The 20,090-nt window shown below is 60.6% G+C and carries 21 protein-coding genes; 4 read left to right on the top strand and 17 right to left on the bottom strand.

Going from position 1 to position 20,090, the window contains the following annotated elements:
• Positions 1–60: 60 nt before the first annotated feature.
• The 5 genes from ACM6IQ_RS03310 to ACM6IQ_RS03290 all read right to left on the bottom strand — a co-directional run bounded on the left by ACM6IQ_RS03310 (position 61) and on the right by ACM6IQ_RS03290 (position 5,049).
• Positions 61–1,371: an MFS transporter gene (locus ACM6IQ_RS03310; RefSeq protein WP_017340084.1), complete on the bottom strand. Its 1,311-nt coding sequence runs from the start codon at positions 1,369–1,371 to the stop codon at positions 61–63.
• Between the two features lie 191 nt (positions 1,372–1,562).
• On the bottom strand, positions 1,563–2,711 hold the full coding sequence (gene dgoD / locus ACM6IQ_RS03305) for a galactonate dehydratase (protein ID WP_008152275.1): 1,149 nt from the start codon (positions 2,709–2,711) through the stop codon (positions 1,563–1,565).
• Positions 2,712–2,758: 47 nt separating this feature from the next.
• Positions 2,759–3,379: a 2-dehydro-3-deoxy-6-phosphogalactonate aldolase gene (locus tag ACM6IQ_RS03300; RefSeq protein ID WP_017340085.1), complete on the bottom strand. Its 621-nt coding sequence runs from the start codon at positions 3,377–3,379 to the stop codon at positions 2,759–2,761.
• 19 nt (positions 3,380–3,398) lie between these two features.
• A complete protein-coding gene (locus ACM6IQ_RS03295; RefSeq protein ID WP_414878066.1) occupies positions 3,399–4,391 on the bottom strand; it encodes a 2-dehydro-3-deoxygalactonokinase in 993 nt (330 codons plus the stop codon).
• 175 nt (positions 4,392–4,566) lie between these two features.
• Positions 4,567–5,049, bottom strand: a complete 483-nt coding sequence (locus tag ACM6IQ_RS03290) for a GNAT family N-acetyltransferase (RefSeq protein ID WP_031319060.1) — start codon at positions 5,047–5,049, stop codon at positions 4,567–4,569.
• 320 nt (positions 5,050–5,369) lie between these two features.
• On the opposite strand from ACM6IQ_RS03290, the gene ACM6IQ_RS03285 reads away from it, so the two are divergent.
• From ACM6IQ_RS03285 to ACM6IQ_RS03270, 4 genes are all read left to right on the top strand, one after another.
• The gene (locus tag ACM6IQ_RS03285) at positions 5,370–6,572 is read left to right on the top strand and encodes an MFS transporter (protein ID WP_414878065.1); all 1,203 of its coding nucleotides are present in this window, start codon (positions 5,370–5,372) and stop codon (positions 6,570–6,572) included.
• An 83-nt stretch (positions 6,573–6,655) separates the two neighbouring features.
• A complete protein-coding gene (locus ACM6IQ_RS03280; protein WP_017340089.1) occupies positions 6,656–6,994 on the top strand; it encodes a hypothetical protein in 339 nt (112 codons plus the stop codon).
• A 46-nt stretch (positions 6,995–7,040) separates the two neighbouring features.
• Positions 7,041–7,295 (top strand): hypothetical protein, encoded by a 255-nt coding sequence (locus tag ACM6IQ_RS03275; protein ID WP_017340090.1) that lies wholly within the window; start codon positions 7,041–7,043, stop codon positions 7,293–7,295.
• Between the two features lie 101 nt (positions 7,296–7,396).
• A complete protein-coding gene (locus ACM6IQ_RS03270) occupies positions 7,397–7,777 on the top strand; it encodes a Rho termination factor N-terminal domain-containing protein (protein WP_017340091.1) in 381 nt (126 codons plus the stop codon).
• Between the two features lie 128 nt (positions 7,778–7,905).
• Here ACM6IQ_RS03270 and ACM6IQ_RS03265 read toward each other — a convergent pair whose 3' ends face one another.
• The 12 genes from ACM6IQ_RS03265 to ACM6IQ_RS03210 all read right to left on the bottom strand — a co-directional run bounded on the left by ACM6IQ_RS03265 (position 7,906) and on the right by ACM6IQ_RS03210 (position 20,006).
• A complete protein-coding gene (locus tag ACM6IQ_RS03265; RefSeq protein ID WP_017340092.1) occupies positions 7,906–8,835 on the bottom strand; it encodes a PfkB family carbohydrate kinase in 930 nt (309 codons plus the stop codon).
• Positions 8,828–10,294, bottom strand: coding sequence for a purine-cytosine permease family protein (locus ACM6IQ_RS03260; protein WP_017340093.1), 1,467 nt, complete (start codon positions 10,292–10,294; stop codon positions 8,828–8,830). Before ACM6IQ_RS03260 ends, ACM6IQ_RS03265 begins: the two co-directional genes overlap by 8 nt.
• Positions 10,295–10,454: 160 nt before the next feature.
• Complete coding sequence (locus tag ACM6IQ_RS03255; RefSeq protein ID WP_414878064.1) at positions 10,455–11,453, bottom strand: ADP-ribosylglycohydrolase family protein; 999 nt, start codon at positions 11,451–11,453, stop codon at positions 10,455–10,457.
• The gene (locus ACM6IQ_RS03250) at positions 11,450–12,163 is read right to left on the bottom strand and encodes a GntR family transcriptional regulator (RefSeq protein WP_017340095.1); all 714 of its coding nucleotides are present in this window, start codon (positions 12,161–12,163) and stop codon (positions 11,450–11,452) included. The genes ACM6IQ_RS03255 and ACM6IQ_RS03250 overlap by 4 nt, the downstream gene beginning before the upstream one ends.
• Before the next feature lie 115 nt (positions 12,164–12,278).
• On the bottom strand, positions 12,279–13,247 hold the full coding sequence (araH, locus tag ACM6IQ_RS03245; RefSeq protein ID WP_414878063.1) for an L-arabinose ABC transporter permease AraH: 969 nt from the start codon (positions 13,245–13,247) through the stop codon (positions 12,279–12,281).
• 12 nt (positions 13,248–13,259) lie between these two features.
• Positions 13,260–14,804 (bottom strand): L-arabinose ABC transporter ATP-binding protein AraG, encoded by a 1,545-nt coding sequence (araG, locus tag ACM6IQ_RS03240; protein WP_017340097.1) that lies wholly within the window; start codon positions 14,802–14,804, stop codon positions 13,260–13,262.
• Between the two features lie 64 nt (positions 14,805–14,868).
• Complete coding sequence (locus ACM6IQ_RS03235) at positions 14,869–15,873, bottom strand: substrate-binding domain-containing protein (protein WP_017340098.1); 1,005 nt, start codon at positions 15,871–15,873, stop codon at positions 14,869–14,871.
• A gap of 115 nt (positions 15,874–15,988) precedes the next feature.
• Entirely contained in the window at positions 15,989–16,807 is an 819-nt protein-coding gene (locus ACM6IQ_RS03230) for an SDR family oxidoreductase (protein ID WP_414878062.1), read from the bottom strand.
• A gap of 198 nt (positions 16,808–17,005) precedes the next feature.
• Complete coding sequence (locus ACM6IQ_RS03225; protein ID WP_414878061.1) at positions 17,006–17,881, bottom strand: SMP-30/gluconolactonase/LRE family protein; 876 nt, start codon at positions 17,879–17,881, stop codon at positions 17,006–17,008.
• Positions 17,882–18,006: 125 nt separating this feature from the next.
• On the bottom strand, positions 18,007–18,723 hold the full coding sequence (locus ACM6IQ_RS03220) for a FadR/GntR family transcriptional regulator (RefSeq protein ID WP_017340101.1): 717 nt from the start codon (positions 18,721–18,723) through the stop codon (positions 18,007–18,009).
• A gap of 98 nt (positions 18,724–18,821) precedes the next feature.
• Complete coding sequence (locus tag ACM6IQ_RS03215; protein WP_017340102.1) at positions 18,822–19,382, bottom strand: DUF1285 domain-containing protein; 561 nt, start codon at positions 19,380–19,382, stop codon at positions 18,822–18,824.
• 15 nt (positions 19,383–19,397) lie between these two features.
• Positions 19,398–20,006, bottom strand: coding sequence for a DUF4823 domain-containing protein (locus ACM6IQ_RS03210; RefSeq protein WP_414878060.1), 609 nt, complete (start codon positions 20,004–20,006; stop codon positions 19,398–19,400).
• Positions 20,007–20,090: the final 84 nt, after the last annotated feature.

Genomic DNA, 20,090 nt, shown 5'->3' with positions numbered 1-20,090 from the left:
ATCCAGCCTTTACCGTTGAGCGAGGGAACGGGCGGCATTATGGTCGCCCGACGGCTGCGACTACAACTTGATACGCTCGACCTTCCCGACCAGCAGAATGTAGGAAAGCGCACCGATCAACGCCAGAACCGAGATGTAGGTGATCGCCGGGGCGAACGAATCACCGGTGGCGAGGAAACCGATGACAATCGGTGTGGTGATCGCCGACAGGTTGCCGATGAAATTAAACACGCCGCCGGTCAGCCCCAACAACCGTGCCGGTGCCAGCGTTGAGACCAGCGACCAAGTGATCGAAGCCAGACCATTGCCGAAGAAGGCCAGTGCGAGGAAGGCAATTACCAGCGGCGTCGACTCGACGAAGTTGGCGCCAATGATCGAGGTGGAAATCAGCAAGCCGCCAATGATCGGCAACTTGCGAGCGAAACCCACCGTGTACCCGCGGCGGATCAGGAAGTCGGAGAAAAACCCGGAACAGAGCACGCCGACGAAAGCCGCGAGAAACGGCAGCGACGCCAACAGGCCGGACTTGATGAAGTCCATGCCGCGGTATTTCACCAGGTAGGTCGGGAACCACGTCAGGAAAAACCACAACGTCGAGTTGAGGCAGAACTGACCGAGGTAGATGCCCCACAACTTGCGCTTGGTCAGCACGATGCCAAGGTCAGTCCAGCTGAATTTAGCCTTGACCTTCGCTTGCTCAGCCTGGATATCCACCAGCCCGCCGCCTTCGCGAATCAGCTCGATTTCAGCGTCATTGGCACCTTTGAAATCCCGTGGTTCGCGATACACCAAGTACCAGATCACCGCCCAAAGAATGCCCACCGCGCCGGTGCTGACAAACACCATGTGCCAGCCAAACTCATGCTGCAACCACGCGAGTACCGGGGTAAGGAACGCCAGGCCAACGAACTGGCCGGAGGTGTAGAAACCAATGGCTGTGGCGCGTTCGCGTTCGGGAAACCAGGTAGTGACCACGCGGCTATTGATCGGATACGCCGGGGCTTCCAGGGCACCGACTGCCATGCGCAACACGAACAGCGCGATGAAGCTGGCGGCGAAACCGAGCATCACCGTGGCGATCGACCACAGCAGCAACGCGACGCTGTAGAGAATGCGCGGCGGGACGCGATCCACCAGCCAACCGCCGGGGATCTGCATGGCGGCGTAGGTCCAGCCGAACGCCGAGAAAATCAGCCCGACGTGGATCGGGTCGATGCCCAGTTCGCTGGTCAGCGCCGGGGCGGCGATGGACAGGTTGCTGCGGTCCAGGTAGTTGATCACCACGGTGATGAACAGCAGGACCATGATGAAAAAACGCTTGCGGCTGGGCGCCACCAACGACGCCTGCCCGGTGAGGGTTTGCGGTTGCATGGGGATTGCCTCTTCTTATGTTTATTGAGGTCGATGTGAAACTGCAGATCTCCGTGTCCATGGAGATCAAACTGTGGGAGCCAGCCAGCCTGCTGGCGATCGCGGTGTATCAGTCACCATCCATGCCGGATGTGCTGACCGAATCGCCAGCAGGCTGGCTCCCACAGGGCTTGCGATGGGTCAGACAGAACTCACCACTCGGCAAAACTGCCATCGGCATGCCGCCAGATCGGGTTGCGCCAGCGGTGCCCGACCGCCGCGCGTTCGATCACATACTCCTCGTTGATCTCGATGCCCAGGCCCGGACCATTCGGAATCTTCACGAAGCCTTTGTCGTAATCGAACACCCGCGGATCCTTGACGTAATCCAGCAGGTCGTTGCTCTCGTTGTAGTGAATGCCCAGGCTCTGCTCCTGGATGAACGCGTTGTAGCAAACCGCATCCAGTTGCAGACACGCCGCGAGGGCAATCGGGCCCAGCGGGCAATGCAGCGCCAGCGCGACGTCGTAGGCTTCGGCCATGTTGGCGATCTTGCGGGTTTCGGTGATGCCGCCAGCGTGAGAAGCATCGGGCTGGATGATGTCGACGTAACCTTCGCTGAGCACGCGCTTGAAATCCCAGCGCGAGAACAGGCGCTCACCCAGGGCGATCGGCGTGCTGGTCAGCGGCGCCAGTTCTTTCAGCGCTTCGTAGTTTTCGCTGAGTACCGGTTCTTCGATGAACATCAGCTTGTACGGATCGAGCTCCTTCATCAGCACCTTGGCCATAGGCTTGTGCACCCGGCCATGGAAGTCCACGCCGATGCCGACGTTCGGCCCGACCGCGTCACGCACGGCTGCGACGTTGGCCAGGGCGAGGTCGACTTTCTCGAAGGAATCGAGGAATTGCAGCTCTTCGGTGCCGTTCATTTTCACCGCAGTGAAACCACGCTCCACCGCCTCTTTCGCTGCACGCGCGGTGTCTGCCGGACGGTCACCGCCGATCCACGAATAGACACGAATCTTGTCCCGCACCTGACCACCGAGCAGATCGCTGACCGACACACCCAACGCCTTGCCCTTGATGTCCCACAACGCCTGATCGATACCGGCCAGGGCACTCATGTGGATCGCGCCGCCCCGGTAGAAGCCGCCGCGGTACAGCACGGTCCAGATGTCTTCGATGTTGCGTGGGTCTTTGCCAATCAGGTAGTCGGATAATTCTTCAACGGCCGCTGCCACGGTGTGGGCACGGCCTTCGACCACGGGCTCGCCCCAACCGGTCACGCCCTCGTCGGTTTCGACCTTGAGGAAGCACCAGCGCGGCGGAACGATGAAAGTGGTGAGTTTGGTGATTTTCATCTCTTCTCTCTCTTGTTAGATGCAGCGCGCTCGGCGCCAAAAAAGTCTTAACGCAGAGCGTTCCATGCAGCAACGTAGGCTTTGGCGTTGGACGCCACCTGCTCCGGCGTCATGCCCGGTTTGAACAGCCCGGACCCGAGACCGAAGCCTTTGACGCCGGCGTCGATAAACACCTGCATATTCTCCGGGGTGATCCCGCCCACCGGCGCCAGAATGGTTCCGGCAGGCAACACCGCCAGCCAGGCTTTTACAACCGCCGGCCCCATTTGCTCGGCCGGAAACATCTTCAGCACATCCGCCCCTTCGGCCAGTGCGGCGAAAGCTTCGGTCGGTGTCGCAACGCCCGGCGACAGGAACAGCCCCGCCGCTTTCGCTGCACGAAGCACCTTGGGATCGCTGTGGGGCATGACGATCACCTGCCCGCCGGCGGCTTTCACTTGCTCGACCTGCTCCGGCGTCAGCACCGTGCCGGCACCGATCAGGCAATCGGCGGGCAAAGTACTGCGCAGGATGCGGATGCTTTCGTACGGTTCGGGGGAATTGAGCGGCACTTCGATGACGCGAAATCCGGCTGCGTAAAGGACTTCTCCGATAGCCGCCGCTTCCTGCGGGCGCAGGCCGCGCAGGATTGCGATCAGGCCGTTTTGCGCCAGGGCTTGCTTGAGCATGTCAGACCTCCAGTCAGGTTTAACGGGATGGATGTGGGGTGACGAGTCCGGCAGCGAGCGCCAACTGCCACAGCCCGCGTTCGGTGGCGTGTTCGGCCAGCGTCACGCGAGCAAAACCGCAGGCGTCGAGGGCCCGGCTGTAGCGGGCACACAGTTGTGAGTTACCGATGAGGATGATTGCCGGCAGATGGACGCTGTTGCGCCGACGCCGCTGAACAGTGGCCAGCGCCGACAGCTCATGACCGATCAACAGGCCGGACAGATAGTCCGGTTGCGCGCTGCCGCTCAACTCGCCGGTCAGCCCGAGGCTGCGGGCGCTGAACAGCGTCGATAACGGGCCGACCTCGCCGTCCACCGACAGGGCCACTTGCACACCCCGGTCGAACGCGTCGCCATCGAAGGATGCGCCGCGCTGCTGAGTGCGTCCCAGAATGCTGTGTTCACTGAGCACGGCGAAGACTTCACCGGTCATGAAGGTATCGAAATGCACGATGCAGCCGTCGGCCACTTCCACCCATTTCGAATGACTGCCCGGCAGGCCGATCAACAGATCACTGCCCACCCCGCTCGGCAGGTTTTGCAGCACGCCGAGTACCTGGGTTTCTTCACCACGCATCACGTTCGGCAGCCGCGAACGTTGAATCACGCCCGGCACGATGTGCACATCGACACCGCGAAGACTGCGAATGGTTTGTAGGGAAGTTCCGAGATTGGCGACGTTCGCCGGCGTGTCGCAGTAGGCCGCTTCGCGCCAGCCCTGCGCGCTGCCAACCATACCGCAGGCAATCACCGGCAAAGCGGGTTGTTCATCGAGCCAGTCACCGCAAGCCTCGTCAAAGGCCAGTTCAAAACCGTCTGTGCATACCTGACCGTTAATGATTCGCGGCGTCCGGGGCAGCTGCATGATCCCCGATGACAGCGAACGCTGTTCGAGCACCTGGCCACCCGCGGCGAGTTTGTAAGCACGTAATGAGGTTGTCCCCCAATCGAGCGCGATCAATTGCGCCAGCATCGCTTCACCTGTTTTGTTTATTGGCAGTGAGTGAGCTGGACTATAAACCCGAAAGCGGACAAATCTCAATATATAAATATACATCCCATATTTTGGGATAACGGCAAAAAAAGATCGCAGCCTCGATAGCACCTACACCTGTAGGCGCTGCCGAAGGCTGCGATCTTTTAAGGATTCAATTGCCCGCGGCAAAATCCCTTAATACCGCGCCATCCATCCGGTACCGAACCCACTCTTCCTGCGGCTGCGCCCCCAGGGATTTATAGAATTCGATGGCCGGCTTGTTCCAGTCCAGCACGCTCCACTCGAACCGACCGCAATCATTGGCGCAGGCGATTTTCGCCAAGTGGCGCAGCAAGGTTTTTCCCGCGCCGCCGCCACGCTGTTCGGGGGTGATGTAGAGGTCTTCGAGGTACAGGCAGTTACTGCCGAGCCAGGTGGAGTAGCTGAAGAAGAACACCGCAAAACCAATCGGCAAACCGTCCCGCAGGCAGATCAGTCCGTGGGCCGTGGCGCCTTCGCTGAACAGACTGCGCTCGATGTCGGCGACGCTGGCGATGACTTCGTGGCGGGCACGTTCATAATCGGCCAGTTCAGTGATGAACCCGAGGATTTGCGGTGCATCGCTGGGGGTCGCCGGGCGGATTTCGATCGTCATGGACGTGCCTTCGTCAAAAGTGGAAAACGCCATACTAAGTCGGCTCGCAGTCTGTGGCGAGAGAGCTTGCTCCCGCTGGACTGCGCAGCAGTCCCTTCCCAGGTCGACCCCTGCCTGCCTGAAATACCGCGTCGCTTGTTTTAGGGCTGCTTCACAGCCCAGCGGGAGCAAGCTCCCTCGCCACAAAAGCTACAAGGCGATCATGTACAGGCATTACTCCGGCCAGCACTAACCCTGAAATCGATAACCTCGGACCTAACATCCGCGCCTCGCATGATAGACAGATGACACTCACCGTTATCGGGTCAAGGAACCGCGTCATGTCCATCGCACCACCTCAAGTCTCCAGCAAGCTGTTCGGCCTGTTTTGCCTCGCCAGCTATTTGCTGTCGCTGTCTTACGGCGCGACGTTTTTGCTGTCGTTGCTGATCGGCTCCCGTGGCGGCAACGAACACGATGCCGGCAGCGTGATTTCGACGGCGATGCTCAGCACGTTTGCAGCGGTGATTGTCTCTGGGCATTTGTCTGATCTACTCGGGGCAGCGCGTTCGATTGCGCTGTTCGGCGTGCTGCTGGTAGCGGCCAGCCTGGGCTTTGCGCTGACGCCGGGCTTCGGCCCTCTGCTGCTCCTGTTCGGGTTGCTGCTGGGGTTGGGCTGGGGCGTTTTCTACACGCTCGGGCCGATCATCGTCGCGAGCCTGGTGACGCCCGCGCAGCGTGCCAAATATTTTGCGCTGCTGTCGGGCAGCATGATGACCGGGATCGGCAGTGGCCCTCTGCTGGGGCGCGCAGCCAGTGCGCTCGGCTATCCGGTGACGGCGGCGTTTTACCTCGCAGCACTCGCCAGCCTGATCGGCGTTGTACTGTTCTGGCGCCTGGATGCGCAACTGAAAAAGGCACCTTCGCCCACCGCCTCGGTCGCGCGTATTTCCTGGCGTGCAACGGTTCAAGTGCTGTCGTCCAGAGCGGTGTTCCCGATCATCATGGTCGGCCTTGGCGGTTGCGTGTTCGGTGGCCTGTCGAGTTTTCAAACCAGTTACGCGGCGTCTCGCTCTCTGGATTACTCGCTGTTCTTTTTCGGTTTCATGGGCGCGGCGATCAGCAGTCGGATGTTGATTGCCGGGTTGGTGGTCAAGCGCGATCCGTTCCGTACATCCTGCCTGTTGTCGGGGCTGATGACAGGCTCGATCGTGATGTTCGGTTTCGTGGTCGACAGCGGCTTCAGCTACGTGCTGGCCGCGGTGATGCTGGGCGTCGGTTACGGGCTGACGTATTCGGTGATCAACGGCCTGGCCGCGAACGAAGCGCCGAGCGGCACCACTGCGCAATCGTTGCTGTTGTTCAGCCTGTCGTACTTCATCGGCGTGTTCGGTTTTCCGTTGCTGGCCGGACAGATCATCGTTGAATACGGGATGACCACACTGTTGCTCACCGTTCTCTGCGTCGCGCTGCTGAACTGGCTGATCACCGTGGGCCGCTTGCTCTGGCGCCGCTTCAGGGTCAAGACGCCGCAGCAGGCCTGAACCGTTCGTCGTTCATCAGGCACCAACCCGATGGGGGGCGGACCAATATCAGGTAAGGACTCTAATTAAATGGAGACGACACCATGATCATGTCCCGACTGACCGCCCTCGCTCTCGCTACCCTGCTGTCCTCTGCTGCCCTTGCCGCGAACACCGCCTCCGGTACCGGCCCGACCGACCCGGTGGAAAAACCCAAATCCCCCGCCATTCAAAGCGCACCCGGCATCAATACCAATGGTTCCGGTGTCGATAGCAGCCTGCCGCCGTCCACGGGCACCGATCCGCGGATCCAGGGAAACGACGCGGGCCGTCAGGGTGGCATGAACATGCCCGACACCCAGACACCCGATAACGCCGGCACCGGCATCGGCTCGAAAACCACCACCGGTGGCTCGGGTTCCGAAGGCGGCGCCAGCCAATAAATCGCCCACGCGAGCTGTACCTGTCCACATCCATGAAGAGGTAACCATGAACGTCGATAAAAACCTTGAGAAAGAAGTCCTGACCCGTCTGCTGCACGCCCACCCGAACGGGTTGGGCAAGGAGGTTCTGGACAATTACCGGGGGGAGAAAGTCGTGGCCAGTGCCCTTGCCACGCTGCAGGATCGCGGGTTGATTCAACATGGGCATGTGATCTGCGACGAGACCGGCGAGCACTCGTTGAATTTGCCGATCAAACTCAGCGCGGCCGGGGTTGAGGCTGCGCGCAAGCTGGACGTCTAACCGTGTAGGAGCTGCCGCAGCCTGCGATCTTTTGACGTTGATTCAAGAAGACCAAAAGCTCGCAGGCTTCGCCAGCGCCTAAGAGCAGCAGGAGAAATCCCATGCCTCGTGGAAGCAAAGACAAATACACCGCCGAACAAAAGCGCAAGGCCGAGCACATCGAAGAGAGCTACGAGCACAAAGGTGTCTCGAAAGAGGAAGCGGAGGCCCGCGCCTGGGCGACGGTGAACAAGCAGTCGGGTGGTGGTGAGCGCAGCGGTGGTTCCGGGCGCAAGAAACCGGCGAGTGCGAAGGCCGAAGACCGCAAGGGATCTTCGCGGCGTGCGGTAGCCAGTCGTGAAGGTCACCCGCGTAACAGCAAGGCGTCGCGGCAGACGCAGACGGTGGACAGTTTGAGGAAGGAAGCCACGGCGAAGAAGATTCCGGGGCGTTCGAGTATGCGCAAGCAGGAATTGATCGAGGCGTTGCGCAAGGCTGGGTAAGGGTCAAAATTTATTCAATGTGCGGGACCTATCGCTGGCAGGCCAGCTCCCACAGTGATTAAGGTGTTCACAGTTTTTGTTTACACCCCGCATCCTGTGGGAGCTGGCCTGCCAGCGATAGCGCCAGATCAGCCGCAGAATGTTTTGCTGATCAGTGCATCCACCTCATCCGCCCCCGGCGAAGTCGCCGGCCCCCAGCGAGTCACTGCGAGTGCCGCCGCCGCATTCGCCCGCCGCGCCGCCTCGCCCGCCGACAGCCCTTGCGCCAACCCAGCCACAAATACCCCGGCGTGCGCATCGCCCGCGCCATTGCTGTCCACCGCCTCGACCTCGAAACCCGGCACAGGCTGACGCTCGCCATGCTGACTGATCCAGCAACCTTGGGGCCCATCGCGAACCACCATCAGCACCTCGGCGGGCAGATAATCGGTCAACCGATCCAGCGCCTCCCCGATGTCCGACGCCCCGGTAAACCGCAGCGCTTCGACACTGTTGCTGGTCCAAATATCGATGCGCGGCAACAAGGCCTGCATCAACGGCGCATCCGGTGACTCCACCAACGGGCCCGGATCGAACACCACGTTAATCCCGGCCGGCAACGCCAGCACCCAATCCACCAGCGCCTGAGCCTTGCCGACATGCAGCAGGCTGTAGCCGCTGACGTAGACATAATCGCCCGCCTCGGCGGGCACACTCGCCAGGTCCTCGGCAGTCACTTCGCCTTCGGCGCCAATGTAGGAAACGAAACTGCGCTCGGCCGAGGCGTCGGTGATCGCCACGCACAATCCGGTATCGCGCTCCGCGCTGTGAGCAATGCCTATGTGGATGCCTTCAGCCTTCATCGCCTCCCGCGCCAGATCACCGAAACGGCCGGTGCCATGCCGGCCGAGGTAAACCACCGGCAAACCATTACGCTGCGCCGCAGCCATCACATTGAAGCCGCCGCCCGCTTCGAAACTGGCGGACTGCGCCAGTACATCGCCGCCGGGCTGCGGCAGTTTATCCACGGCCATGACCAGGTCGATGATGACCTGGCCGGTGTGCAACAGCTTAGGCATGAGCATTCTCGAGCAATGCGGCGCGGCGATCCCTGGCGCCACCGAGTACGAAGTAAATCCCGCCAGCGACCAGGAACGTCACGATCCAGCCGAGGCCGTTGTGGCCCAGCCACGAATCGGAGAGGAACCCGCGGAACCAGACGGTTTGTTCGGTGGTGCCGATGGTGGTGAAGCTGAAACCCAGCACGATCGCCACCGCCCACGCACCGAAGGCGCGCCACTCGACGCCGCCGCGGTACCAGTAGGCGCTGCTCGGGCTGACGTCCAGCAGATCCTTGGGGCTGTAGTAATGACGGTGGATCAGGTCGACGACGAAGATCCCGACCCACGCCGTGATCGGCACGGCCAGCAAGGAAATGAAGGTAATGAACGGGCCGTAGAAACTGTCGGCGATCAGCATGAAGTAAATCGAACCGGCGAAGATCGCAACGATGTCGACCACCACGGCGTAGACGCGCTTGACCTTGAGGCCCAGGGTCAACGTGGTCAAACCGGCGGAGTACACCGACAGGTTGTTCGACAGCAGCAAGCCGCCGAAGGCGGTGATCAGGTAAGGCACGGCCATCCAGGTCGGCAGCATGTCGCGGATCGCAATGATCGGGTCAGTGGCCGACGCCAGGTCATTGTTACCCACCGACAGCAAGCCGCCGAGGGTGATCAGCAACACCAGCGGAATCCCCGCACCGAATGCGGCCGAGGCCACCAGGCGCACGGCTTTGACGCTGCGATGCTGATAGCGCGACATGTCGGCACCGGCGTTGGCCCAACCGATCCCGGTGCCGGCGGCCATGGTGCCGACGCCGATGATCATTGCGCTAAGCGGTGCAGGCGTGGCGTTGAACACGGCACTCCAGTCGATGGTGGCGCAAAGGAAACCGCCGACCAGAATGTTCAGCGCGCCGAACACGTAGGTCGCCCACTTCTGAATCACCAGCAACGTCGCGTGCCCAAGGCCAGACACCGACAACGTCAGCAGCACGAAAATCGCGATGAACACCAGGGTCAACATCGGCGCACTTTTGGCCTCCACTGGAGAGCCGAACAGGATCGAGCACAACGACAACAACACGAAAGCGGCGGTGGTGGTATTGACGGTTTCCCAACCCAGCCGCGACATCAACGAAACCAGGGTCGGGCCGATATTGCCGCGCACACCAAAGATCGCCCGCGACAGCGTCAGGCTCGGTGCGCGACCACGGCGACCGGCGATGGAAATGATCCCGACCACCGCGAAAGAACCGGCAGCGCCGAGGATCGCGACGATGATCGCCTGCCAGATAGCCAACCCGCGAAACGCTACCAGCGTGGCGCCCAGCGGCAGGCCGAGGATGGAAATGTTGGCAGCGAACCAGACCCAGAACAGTTGCAGCGGATGACCGTTGCACTCCGCTTCCGGCACCGGTTCGATGCCACGGGTTTCCAGTTGCCCGGCACTTTGCCCGGCGTTCGATGAACTCATGTGAAATGCTCCTGTTGCCTTTGTTGTGGTTATGGGCAATGACGGAAGACGAAAACAACAGCCCGGCTGTCCTGGCCAAGTCAGTGCGATCCATTGCGGGTGAAAAATTCAAACAAGCGGCGCAGCCATCGCCGGCAAGCCAGCGATGGCGCCAGTCCGGTCAGCGAAGAGCCAACAGTCCTTTTACCAACGGTTCCAGCTCCAACGAGTTAACGGCTTTGACCTTGTCGATCATCCCGACAGGCCAGCTCTCAAGCCCCAGACAGGCCCCCAGCATGGCCCCCAGAATCGCCGCGATGGTGTCTGTGTCGCCGCCAAGACTGGCCGCCATGCACACAGCTTCGAAGGCATTCATCTCACCGATGGCCACTTGTTGGGCCAGGGCAAACGAAACCACCACCGACTCCTGTGACGCCACCGAAGTGCCGATCACGTCGTACATCAAGTCCGCCAGCAGCGCCTTGTCACTGTCGACGCTGATCGTCCGCGCCCAACTGATGCGCGAGGCGATGCGTCCGCCCGCGACCCAGTGGCCGTGACTTTCCGCTTGCAGAGCGATCTGCTGGCCGAGGTTCAGCGCTTCGCCCAGGTCCATGCCGTTGATGCCGGCGGACACCACCGCCGCCACCGCCGCCGCGCTGGAAATGCCCAGCGTGGTGTTGTGAGTGACCTGGCAGGCCTGCACCACGGCGCTGATGAAACGCTCGGGATCGCTGACATCCGCCGAAATCCCGACCGGCGTGATGCGCATCGCCGCGCCGTTGGTGGTGCCATAGCGCCCCGCTTCTTCCGGCGACTGGCCGGCGAGAATCATCTCGATCGCCCGTTTGGTCGATGGACCGAGCAAATCCTGTGAGTCCTTGGCCTGCATCGCGGCTTCCCATTCGATCAACCGCTGGGCCAGCACCGACGGTTCGATCTTGCCTTTGCCGTCGATCAACAATTGACCGACCAGAATGGCCTGTTCGGTATCGTCGGTGATCGAGCCTTTGGGCATGTTGGCCGCGATGGGTTGATCGGGACCAGCGTCTTGCAGATCGGTGATGTCGCCAAAGCGCGTCTTGATTTCAGCGCGGCTCAGGGATTGGGTCGGCATGCCCAGCGCATCGCCCAGGGCCAGTCCGTAAAACGCGCCCAGGGCACGATTGAACGCGGTCATTGCGGGTTTCCAAATTGCAGGTGCAGGCGAAAGTGCACCGGATCTAGCAGGCTTTCGACTTGCTCCATGAAGCGGTTTTGCCGGTCGTATGTGGTGCGCAAGGCTTTGAGGAAAACCGTACCGACCGGGCGGCCGAGCAGTTCGGCGTCTTCGGCGTTCAAGGGCTCGGCGCCGATCCATTGATCGCCGCGCTCGCCGATGTAGCCGTACGCGGCCAGGGTGATGGTCAGGGAATTGTCGATCAGGCCGACACGCGGCAGGCTTTCCAGGCCTCCGGTGGCGGGCATCAATGAGCGTTCGAGGGAAACCAGCTTGCCGTCGGTGGAACGACGTCGGCGGTCGAGGGTGATGAACTGGTCGGTGCCGAAACGCGGAAGCAGGTCAGGACGGGTTACCGCCTCGAGCCGCAGCACTTCGGTATTGATCAGCGCCCCGTTGTCGGCCAGGGCCTGCGCCCAGCCGCTGCGCTGATCAAGCACCACGCCGTCGAAGGTGACGATGGAACCGACACCGCTTTGCGTCGCGATGTAGTGGCGCCGTTTCAACTCGGCCAGGGCTTCACGCAGCGTACCTCGGCTGACTTTGAATTCTTGAGCCAACTGATGCTCGCCCGGCAGTAAAAAACCGTCCTCCAAGAGGCCGCTTTCAATGCGCCGGATGAGTTCGTCGACCACCCGTTGTTTCTTGTCAAATCGTACCTGTCTAATCATGTACAAACTGATAACCGAAACGGGTTGTAGCAGGCAAGAAATATTTAGGGGAAGTGACGGAAGGAATGCATAACCGTGGCGAGGGAGCAAGCTCCCTCGCCACGAGAGACGGGTGTCAGCGTTGTTTGAGGCGGTCGATGACCACGGCCAACAACAGGATCGAACCGCGAATTACATACTGATAAAACGTATCGATGTTCTTCAGGTTCATCGCATTCTCGATGATTGCCAGAATCAACACCCCCGCGATCACATGCCGGATCATGCCGATCCCGCCACTCAGCGACACCCCGCCGAGTACGCAAGCCGAGATCACCGTCAGCTCGAAACCCTGGCCGATCATCGGCTGTCCCGAGGTCATACGCGAAGCCAGGATCACCCCGGCCAATGCCCCGATCACGCCATGCACGGCGAAGATGATGATCTTGGTCCGGTCAACGTTGACCCCGGCCAGCAACGCCGCTTCCTGGTTGCCGCCGATGGCCATGGTGTTGCGCCCGTAGGTGGTGTAGTTCAGCAGCCAGCCGAAAAACAGGAAGCAGACGATGGTGATCAGAATCGGCACCGGCACCCCAAACAACTGGCCGTTACCGAAGACGAAGAACGGCTCTTGCGACACGCCCACTGCTTTGCCATTGGCAAAAATGTAGGCCAGACCGCGAACGATCTGCATGGTCGCCAGCGTGGTGATCAACGCATTGACCCGCAACTTGGCGATCACGATCCCGTTGATCAGCCCGACGATCAGCCCCATGAACAGCGCCGCCACCACGCCGAGAAAAACGCTGTCGGTGTCGCGCATCACCACTGCCGCCACCACGCCGGCGCAGGCAATCACCGAGCCCACCGACAAGTCGAAATGCCCGGACGCCAGGCAATACAACATGGTGCACGCTGCGATCCCGGTGGTCGAAATCGCCAGGCCCAGCCCGCGCATGTTCAGTGGTGAAAGGAAGTTGTCGATCAGCAAAGTGCAGAGCACAAAGATCCCGACAGCCGCCAGCAGCATGACCCAGTCATCGAGAAAGCGCCGCAGGTCCAGAGGTTTGCGCTGGGTGGGCAGAGCGTTGTTTTGGGTTGTCATCATAGTCACCTCTCAGTTCGCCACGCCGTCAGCGCGTTGGCGCGGCAAAGCCAGTTGCAGCAGGTTGGATTCGTTGGCCTCGTCACGGGACAGTTCGCCGCGCATCGCCCCTTCGCAGAGCACCAGGATGCGGTCGGAAATACCCATCACTTCCATCAGGTCGCTGGACACCACGATCACCGCGATACCGCTTTCAGCGAGGTTATGGATGATCTGGTAGATCTCGGCTTTCGCACCGATGTCGATGCCCCGAGTCGGTTCGTCGAGCAGCAGGATTTTCATCGGCATCGACAGCCAGCGGCCGAGAATCGCCTTCTGCTGATTGCCGCCGGACAGGTACATGATTTTCTGTTCAGCGCTCGGTGTTTTTACTTTCAGCGCCTTGATCTGCTTGTCGGCGTTGCCTTTCTCCCACAGTCCGCGCAACAGGCAACCGAAGGTGGAGTGGGCGCCGCGTGCGCTGATGTTGATGTTCTCGGCGACGCTGGAGAGCGGCATGATGCCCTCCTTCTTGCGGTCTTCGGGGCACAGCAGAATCCCCGCCGCAATCGCATCCCGGGGGGAGCGCAGTTTCAGTTCATGCCCGCGCAATTCCAGGCGCCCGGCGGTGTTGCGCTCAAGGCCGCTGAGTATGCGGAACAGTTCGGTACGACCGGCACCGACCAGGCCGAACAACCCCAGAATCTCGCCTTTGTGCGCGTCGAAACTCACCGGCTCACGCAAGCCCGGCCCGAGCAGACCGTCGACCCTCAGCGCCACGGCGCCTCGCTTGCGCGGGCGATAATCGTAGATGTCCTGAATGTCGCGACCGACCATGCACGTGACCAACTGATCGTGGGTCAGCTCGCTCATGTCCTCGAAGGTGCGTACGTAGCGGCCGTCCTTGAACACCGTCACCGCGTTACAGATGCGGAACACTTCTTCCATGCGATGGGAGACGTAGAGCACCACTTTGCCTTCGTCGCGCAGGCGCCCGATGATCGCCATCAAGCGATCGATCTCCCGCGCCGAAAGGCTGCTGGTCGGCTCGTCGAATGCGATCACATGCGCGCCACGGGACAACGCCTTGGCGATTTCCACCAGTTGCCGTTGCCCCAGGGACAGACGCCCGACTTTCTCTTGCGGGTCGATTTCATCGGCCAGCCCTTTGAGGCAGGCCAACGCTTGCTGACGCAGTGCGCCGCGATTGATCAGGCCGAAACTGGCGGGCAGATGACCGAGGAACAGGTTTTCCGCCACGGTCATTTCCGGGACCAGGTGCAACTCTTGATGGATCACCGCCACCTTGTTGCCGATGCTGTCGGCGGTGGACTTGAAGACCATCGTTCGCTCGCCGATCTGCAGGTCACCGCTGCTCGGCGTATAGGCGCCGCCGAGGATCTTCAGCAACGTCGACTTGCCGGCACCGTTCTCGCCCATCAAGGCATGAACCTGTCCCGGATGGGCAACGAAGCTGATGCCGTCCAGCGCCTTCACCCCGGGAAAGGTCTTGCCGATCCCGTTGAAGCGCAGGCTGCCGCCGACGCTGTCGTGTTGTGTCTGTACTTGCGCGTGCATAACCCACCTCATCAACAGATCAGGCAACCCCGTCGCCAGGGCTGCCGATGAAATCAACCGCGCCTCAGTTCCAGAGGCCGATCTTTTCCAGTTCCTGCTTGAAGTTGTCGCGCGTGATCAGGGTCACGTCGTCCATGGCGGTGTATTTCGGCGGTTCTTTGCCGGTGGTGACCCACTCGTACATCATGCTCGCGGTGTTGTAGCCCTCGATGTGTGGGCTCGGCAGCATCGAACCGAAGAAGCCGCTGTTGGGCTTTTTCAGTTCGCCGATGGCGTCGGTGCCGTTGATGCCGATGCCAATCACGTTGGCGGCGGCAAAACCGGCACTCTCGGTAGCGCGCACGCCGCCCAGTACGGTGTTGTCGTTCATGCCACCGATGATCAGGTTTTTCGCCGCGCTCGGCAGTTTCACCAGCGCCGAGTTGGTGGCGTCCATGCTGCCCGGCACGTCTAGGGTTTTCAGCGCCGAAAACAGGATGTGGTCTTTCGGCATGCCGGCGTCTTCCAGCGCCTTGACCGAACCGTCGGTGCGCTTCTTGCCGGTGTCGAGTTCGTTGTAGGTGTTGATGACCGCGTAGGTGTCTTTCCAGTCCCAGCCGCGTTTTTTCGCTTCAGTGGCCATCGCCGCGCCCTGCTTCTGGCCGACTTCGAACGCTGCCATGCCCAGGTACGGGACGTCTTCCATGAACTTGCCGCTGGCATCGACAAAACGGTCATCCACGGCAATCACTTTCAAACCGTTGAGCTTGGCTTTGGCCATGATCGCCGGACCGAGGGACACGTCCGGCGGGCAGATCACAAAACCCTTGGCGCCGTTGGCGGCCAGGCTGTCGATGGCGGAAAGGGTCTTCTCGCCGTCCGGTACGGCGATCTTGATGACTGTGAAGCCTTTCTCTTTGCCGGCCTTTTCGGCGAAGGCCCATTCGGTCTGGAACCAGGGCTCTTCCGCCTGCTTGACCAGAAAACCGATCTTCACTTCCTCGGCCGCCAGCAACGTACTGCTCAGGCTGACCGCGGTGACCGCCAAAGCGGCACAGCACAGGGAACGGATCCCACGACGACGATTCATAAGCTGACTCCTTGTTATTTTTTTTGAGCGTTAATTTGAAAGCCGGTGCAGCAAATAGTCATATCATATGATGATTGGATTTCAAGCGGAATTCCGCGCCTGAAATGCGTTTTGCCTAGTCGTGATACATCACCGAGCGACCTCCATCGATGGTGATGCACGATGCGTTGATAAAGGGCGCTTCGTCGCTGGCCAGGAAAACCGCAGTCATCGCCACTTCAATCGGCTGGCCGATGCGCCGCGGTGGATGCAGATCGAGAGCGCGTTGGCGCTCGGCGTGCGGGTCGGCAAAACCGTTCCAGTAATCGACGTTCAGTTGGGTTTCGATGTAGCCCGGTGCGATGGCGTTGACGCGAATGCCCTTCGGCGCATATTCGATGCCCAGCGCGCGGGTCAGGCCCAGCAGGCCGTGCTTGGCCACCGGGTACGGGAAGCAGCCCGGAATGATGTGCGTGGAATGGGTAGAGGCAATGTTGATGATGCTGCCGATGCCCTGCTCGATCATTTGCGGCAGCACCGCTTTACAGCCGAACCAGGCGCCGTCCAGGTCAATGGCGAAACAACGACGCCAGTCTTCTTCGGTCATTTCCAGCGGATCGCGGAACACGTTGACCCCGGCGCAGTTGACCAGCACGTCGATGCGGCCGTGCAGGTCGACTGCCAGTCTGGCCATGGCGTGCAAGTCTTGCTGATTGGACACGTCAGCCTTTATCGCCTGAACATCAAACCCCTTGTCTCGCCAATGCGCCGCGACGTGATCGACTTTCTCACCCTGGATATCACTGATGATCAGCCTGGCCTGCTGGGAGGCGAAGGTCGCAACAATCGCCTCGCCAATGCCCTGCGCCGCGCCGGTCAGCAACACGACCTTGTTTTTCAGGCGCTCACCCTTCGGTGGCTCGGGCACCGCTGGCAGGGAAAGAGGTTCACCCATGAATCAGAACTCCTTTTCGCGGGCACGACAAAAACCGGGCATCTGTCGATGTCCGGCCAAAAAGCTTTGTGGAAAATAGCTGCATCACTTCACCTGTTTTGTTTTTTTAAGTGTGAGTGCGTGTAACTGATGGAGCCGACTATAAACCCGACCGCCAAATAATCTCAATATATAATTTTACATCCCATATTCTGGGATTTAACCAGCAAATCTTGTACAGGTTTTTCCGGGCACATCGACCTGAAGGGACAACACCGCCCCGTCCAGCGGATGGTTGAGCGGGCTCGCAGCGCTGGTGATGTAGAGGGTTTTCAAGTCCGGACCGCCAAACACACAACTGGTGGGGCGGCTGACCGGCAGCTCGATCACGCGATCGACCTGACCATCTGGCGTCAACCTGAGCAGGCAACTGCCGTCCCAGCGAGCATTCCAAAGGTAACCCTCGGCATCCATCGCAGAGCCGTCGGGGCCGCCGCGTTCATGGGGGCCGAACCAGACTTGCGCGGGCTCGAGGCCGCCGTCGGTGCGAATGAAATGCTGATAGAGCGTGCCATCCAGGCTGTCGGCGAAATAAAGCGTGGTGGCGTCGTCACTCCATAACAACGTGTTGGGAATGCCCAATCCGCGAAGCAGCGGCGTGACCCGGGCATCGCGGTCAATTCGAAACAAGCCGCCGGACCGTCGCACGATGGGCAGGTCTTCGCCGTTTTCGCCGATGTTGTTCTGCATGGTGCCGAGCCATAGCCGGCCCTGCGCATCGCAACGGGCTTCGTTGGCGCGATTGCCGGGTTGCGGGTCGGCGACGCAGAACAAGCTCAATCGTGGCTCAAGTCCCGGTGAATCGAGATCGAGCCGGTACACACCACTACTCAACGTCACCAGCGCATCGCCGCTTTCGCAGGGAATGAAGGCTGACACGTGCTCGGGCATCTGCCAGATTTTCACGTTGGCGCCGACCAGGCGCAACGCTTGTTTACCGGCAATATCCACCCAGTACAGCGCCTGCGTCGGCGCATCCCAGAAGGGGCCCTCGCCCAGGTGTGCACGGTGCTGGGTAACTGCGGTCCACTCCATGAAACCTCCTTCTTATTGCTTTTATGTGGGAGCGAGCCTGCTCGCGATTGCGGTGGGTCAGGCGAGATCAATATTGAATGTGCCGGACTAATCGCGAGCTGGCTCCCACAAGGGGTCTGTGTTTTTTAGCCGGCCTTTTTATCGGCCATGACTTTTGGGTAGAAACGTTTGATGGCCAGGTCGGCGTTGTCGATGAGCGTCATGCAGGCCCACACACCGCGCGCGGCATCGCGAGCGGCGATGGCATCGGCCATGTCTTTGTGAATCGGTAATGTGCGGCGCAACTCGTCCGGGTCAGCCGCGGAGACTTCGAAAGACACCGCCAGCAACGCGCCGAGGGCCGGGACCATTTGTTCGATGAATTGATTGTGGCTGGCCGCGAGAATGCACTCGTGGAAGAACTGGTCGGCGCGGTTGTAATCGATGCCGCTGTCTACCGCTCGCTCCAGCGCGTTGTAGGCCTGAAGCACTGCTTGCACCTGTTCGACGGTCGCTCGCTCGCAGGCCCAGCGCACGGCCATCGGCTCGATGGTGCGGCGCAGGTCGAGCAGGTCGTCGACGAAATTTTCCGGCAAGCCGCTGCGGGAAAGCCAGCCGACGACTTGCGGATCGAAGAGGTTCCAACGCCGCACCGGCAATACTCGCGTGCCAACCTTGGGCCCGACTTCGAGCATGCCTTTGGCGACCAGGGTTTTGATGGCTTCGCGGATGACCGTGCGACTGACGCCGAGTTGCTCGCCCAGATCGGCTTCGACCTTGAGGGTTTCGCCGGGTTTTACCTGGCCCGTCGCAATCCAGCAACCCAGCCAATCGACCGTCGATGCGTGAAAACTGCTGGACATGGGCACCTCAAAGCCGTTCGCAATGGGTGCCCACGCTAATCATCATACGATTGGGTGTCAATTTGATTTTCAGGGAAAAGCAAAATCTTGTGTGTGTGTTACGGCTCCAGGCCGATGGGGAAGAAGATGCCGCCGCTCCACACGCCAAGCCAGCGCTGCCCATCGATCTCGCGGGTCACCGCCAGTTCCACCAATTGGTAAAACACATTGCGATGGATCAGCGCTTCAAGGTTGGTGCGCACATGCACATACGGCGCAGGCTCTTGTGTCACCGGATCAATCACTACACGGATCGCATGTTCCGCACCGGCCTCGGCGGTTTCATCGACGTTGGTGGTAAAGCGCAGGACTTGTGCTTCGCCCTCGCCTTCCACCTCCACGGCGATCGCCACGAACGGTGCATCGTCGACCTTGATGCCGACCTTCTCGACAGGGGTGATGAGGAAATAATCATCGCCGTCGCGGCGAATGATGGTGGAGAACAGTTTGACCATTGGCTTGCGTCCGATCGGCGTGCCCAGGTAATACCAGGTGCCGTCGCGGGCGATGCGCATGTCGATGTCGCCGCAGAAGTCGGGGTTCCACAAGTGGACCGGTGGCAAGCCTTTGGTCTTGGGGATCTGCCCCAGAAGGTCGTTGGCTTTTTGCGGGCCACTCATGGCGTTCTCCTTGGATTACTGGTCGCTGAGCCCCAGCAGGCTGCGCGCATATTGTTCCAGCGGCGGGCCCATCAGGTCTTCTGGCTTTTTGTCGTGGAACGTCAGTAAACCGCCACGACTCTTGATACGTGCAGTATCAATCAAATACTGGGTGCTGGTCTCGATCAACATGATCTGAATCACGCCGGTGTCGATACCGAGGCGATCCACGGCTTCCTGATCGAGCCATTCGTCCGAGTTGCCGATGCGGTCATCCGACTTGGCGAAACGGGTATAGAGCAGATAATGCGCGCCGACTGCACGGGCTTCGCCCATCGCATGATCGAGGCCTTCCGGCGCACGCGCACGGCGGACCATCGGGAAATATTCGATAAAGCCGTCGAAGGCGACTTCGGCAATCACGTTAGGACGCGGGTAAACCGCGCTGCCCGGCGGAGCAAAGGCGCCCTGGGCGATATAGACGAACGAGTCCGGTTGAATGCGCAGATTGTTCACGCGGCGACTATCGCTGTGGTCAAGCAGACCCGCGTCACTCATGTGGTAGCGAGTCCCTTCAGCCAGATCGCTGACATTCATGCAGCCACCAAGCGCCAAAACGGCCAGCAGCAAAACCAGGCTACGCATCCTACCCTCCAGAGGCCGGTGACGGAAAACCGGCGAATGGCCATGGGATGCAGCTTCCGCGCCAGTCTTCAGGAGTGCGAACAT

Origin of the sequence: Pseudomonas sp. IT-P100 (assembly GCF_949767185.1) — a bacterium.
Classification (GTDB): domain Bacteria; phylum Pseudomonadota; class Gammaproteobacteria; order Pseudomonadales; family Pseudomonadaceae; genus Aquipseudomonas; species Aquipseudomonas fluorescens_B.
Note: the sequence above shows the minus strand (reverse complement) of the source record. Positions and strands in the feature narration are given on the sequence as shown.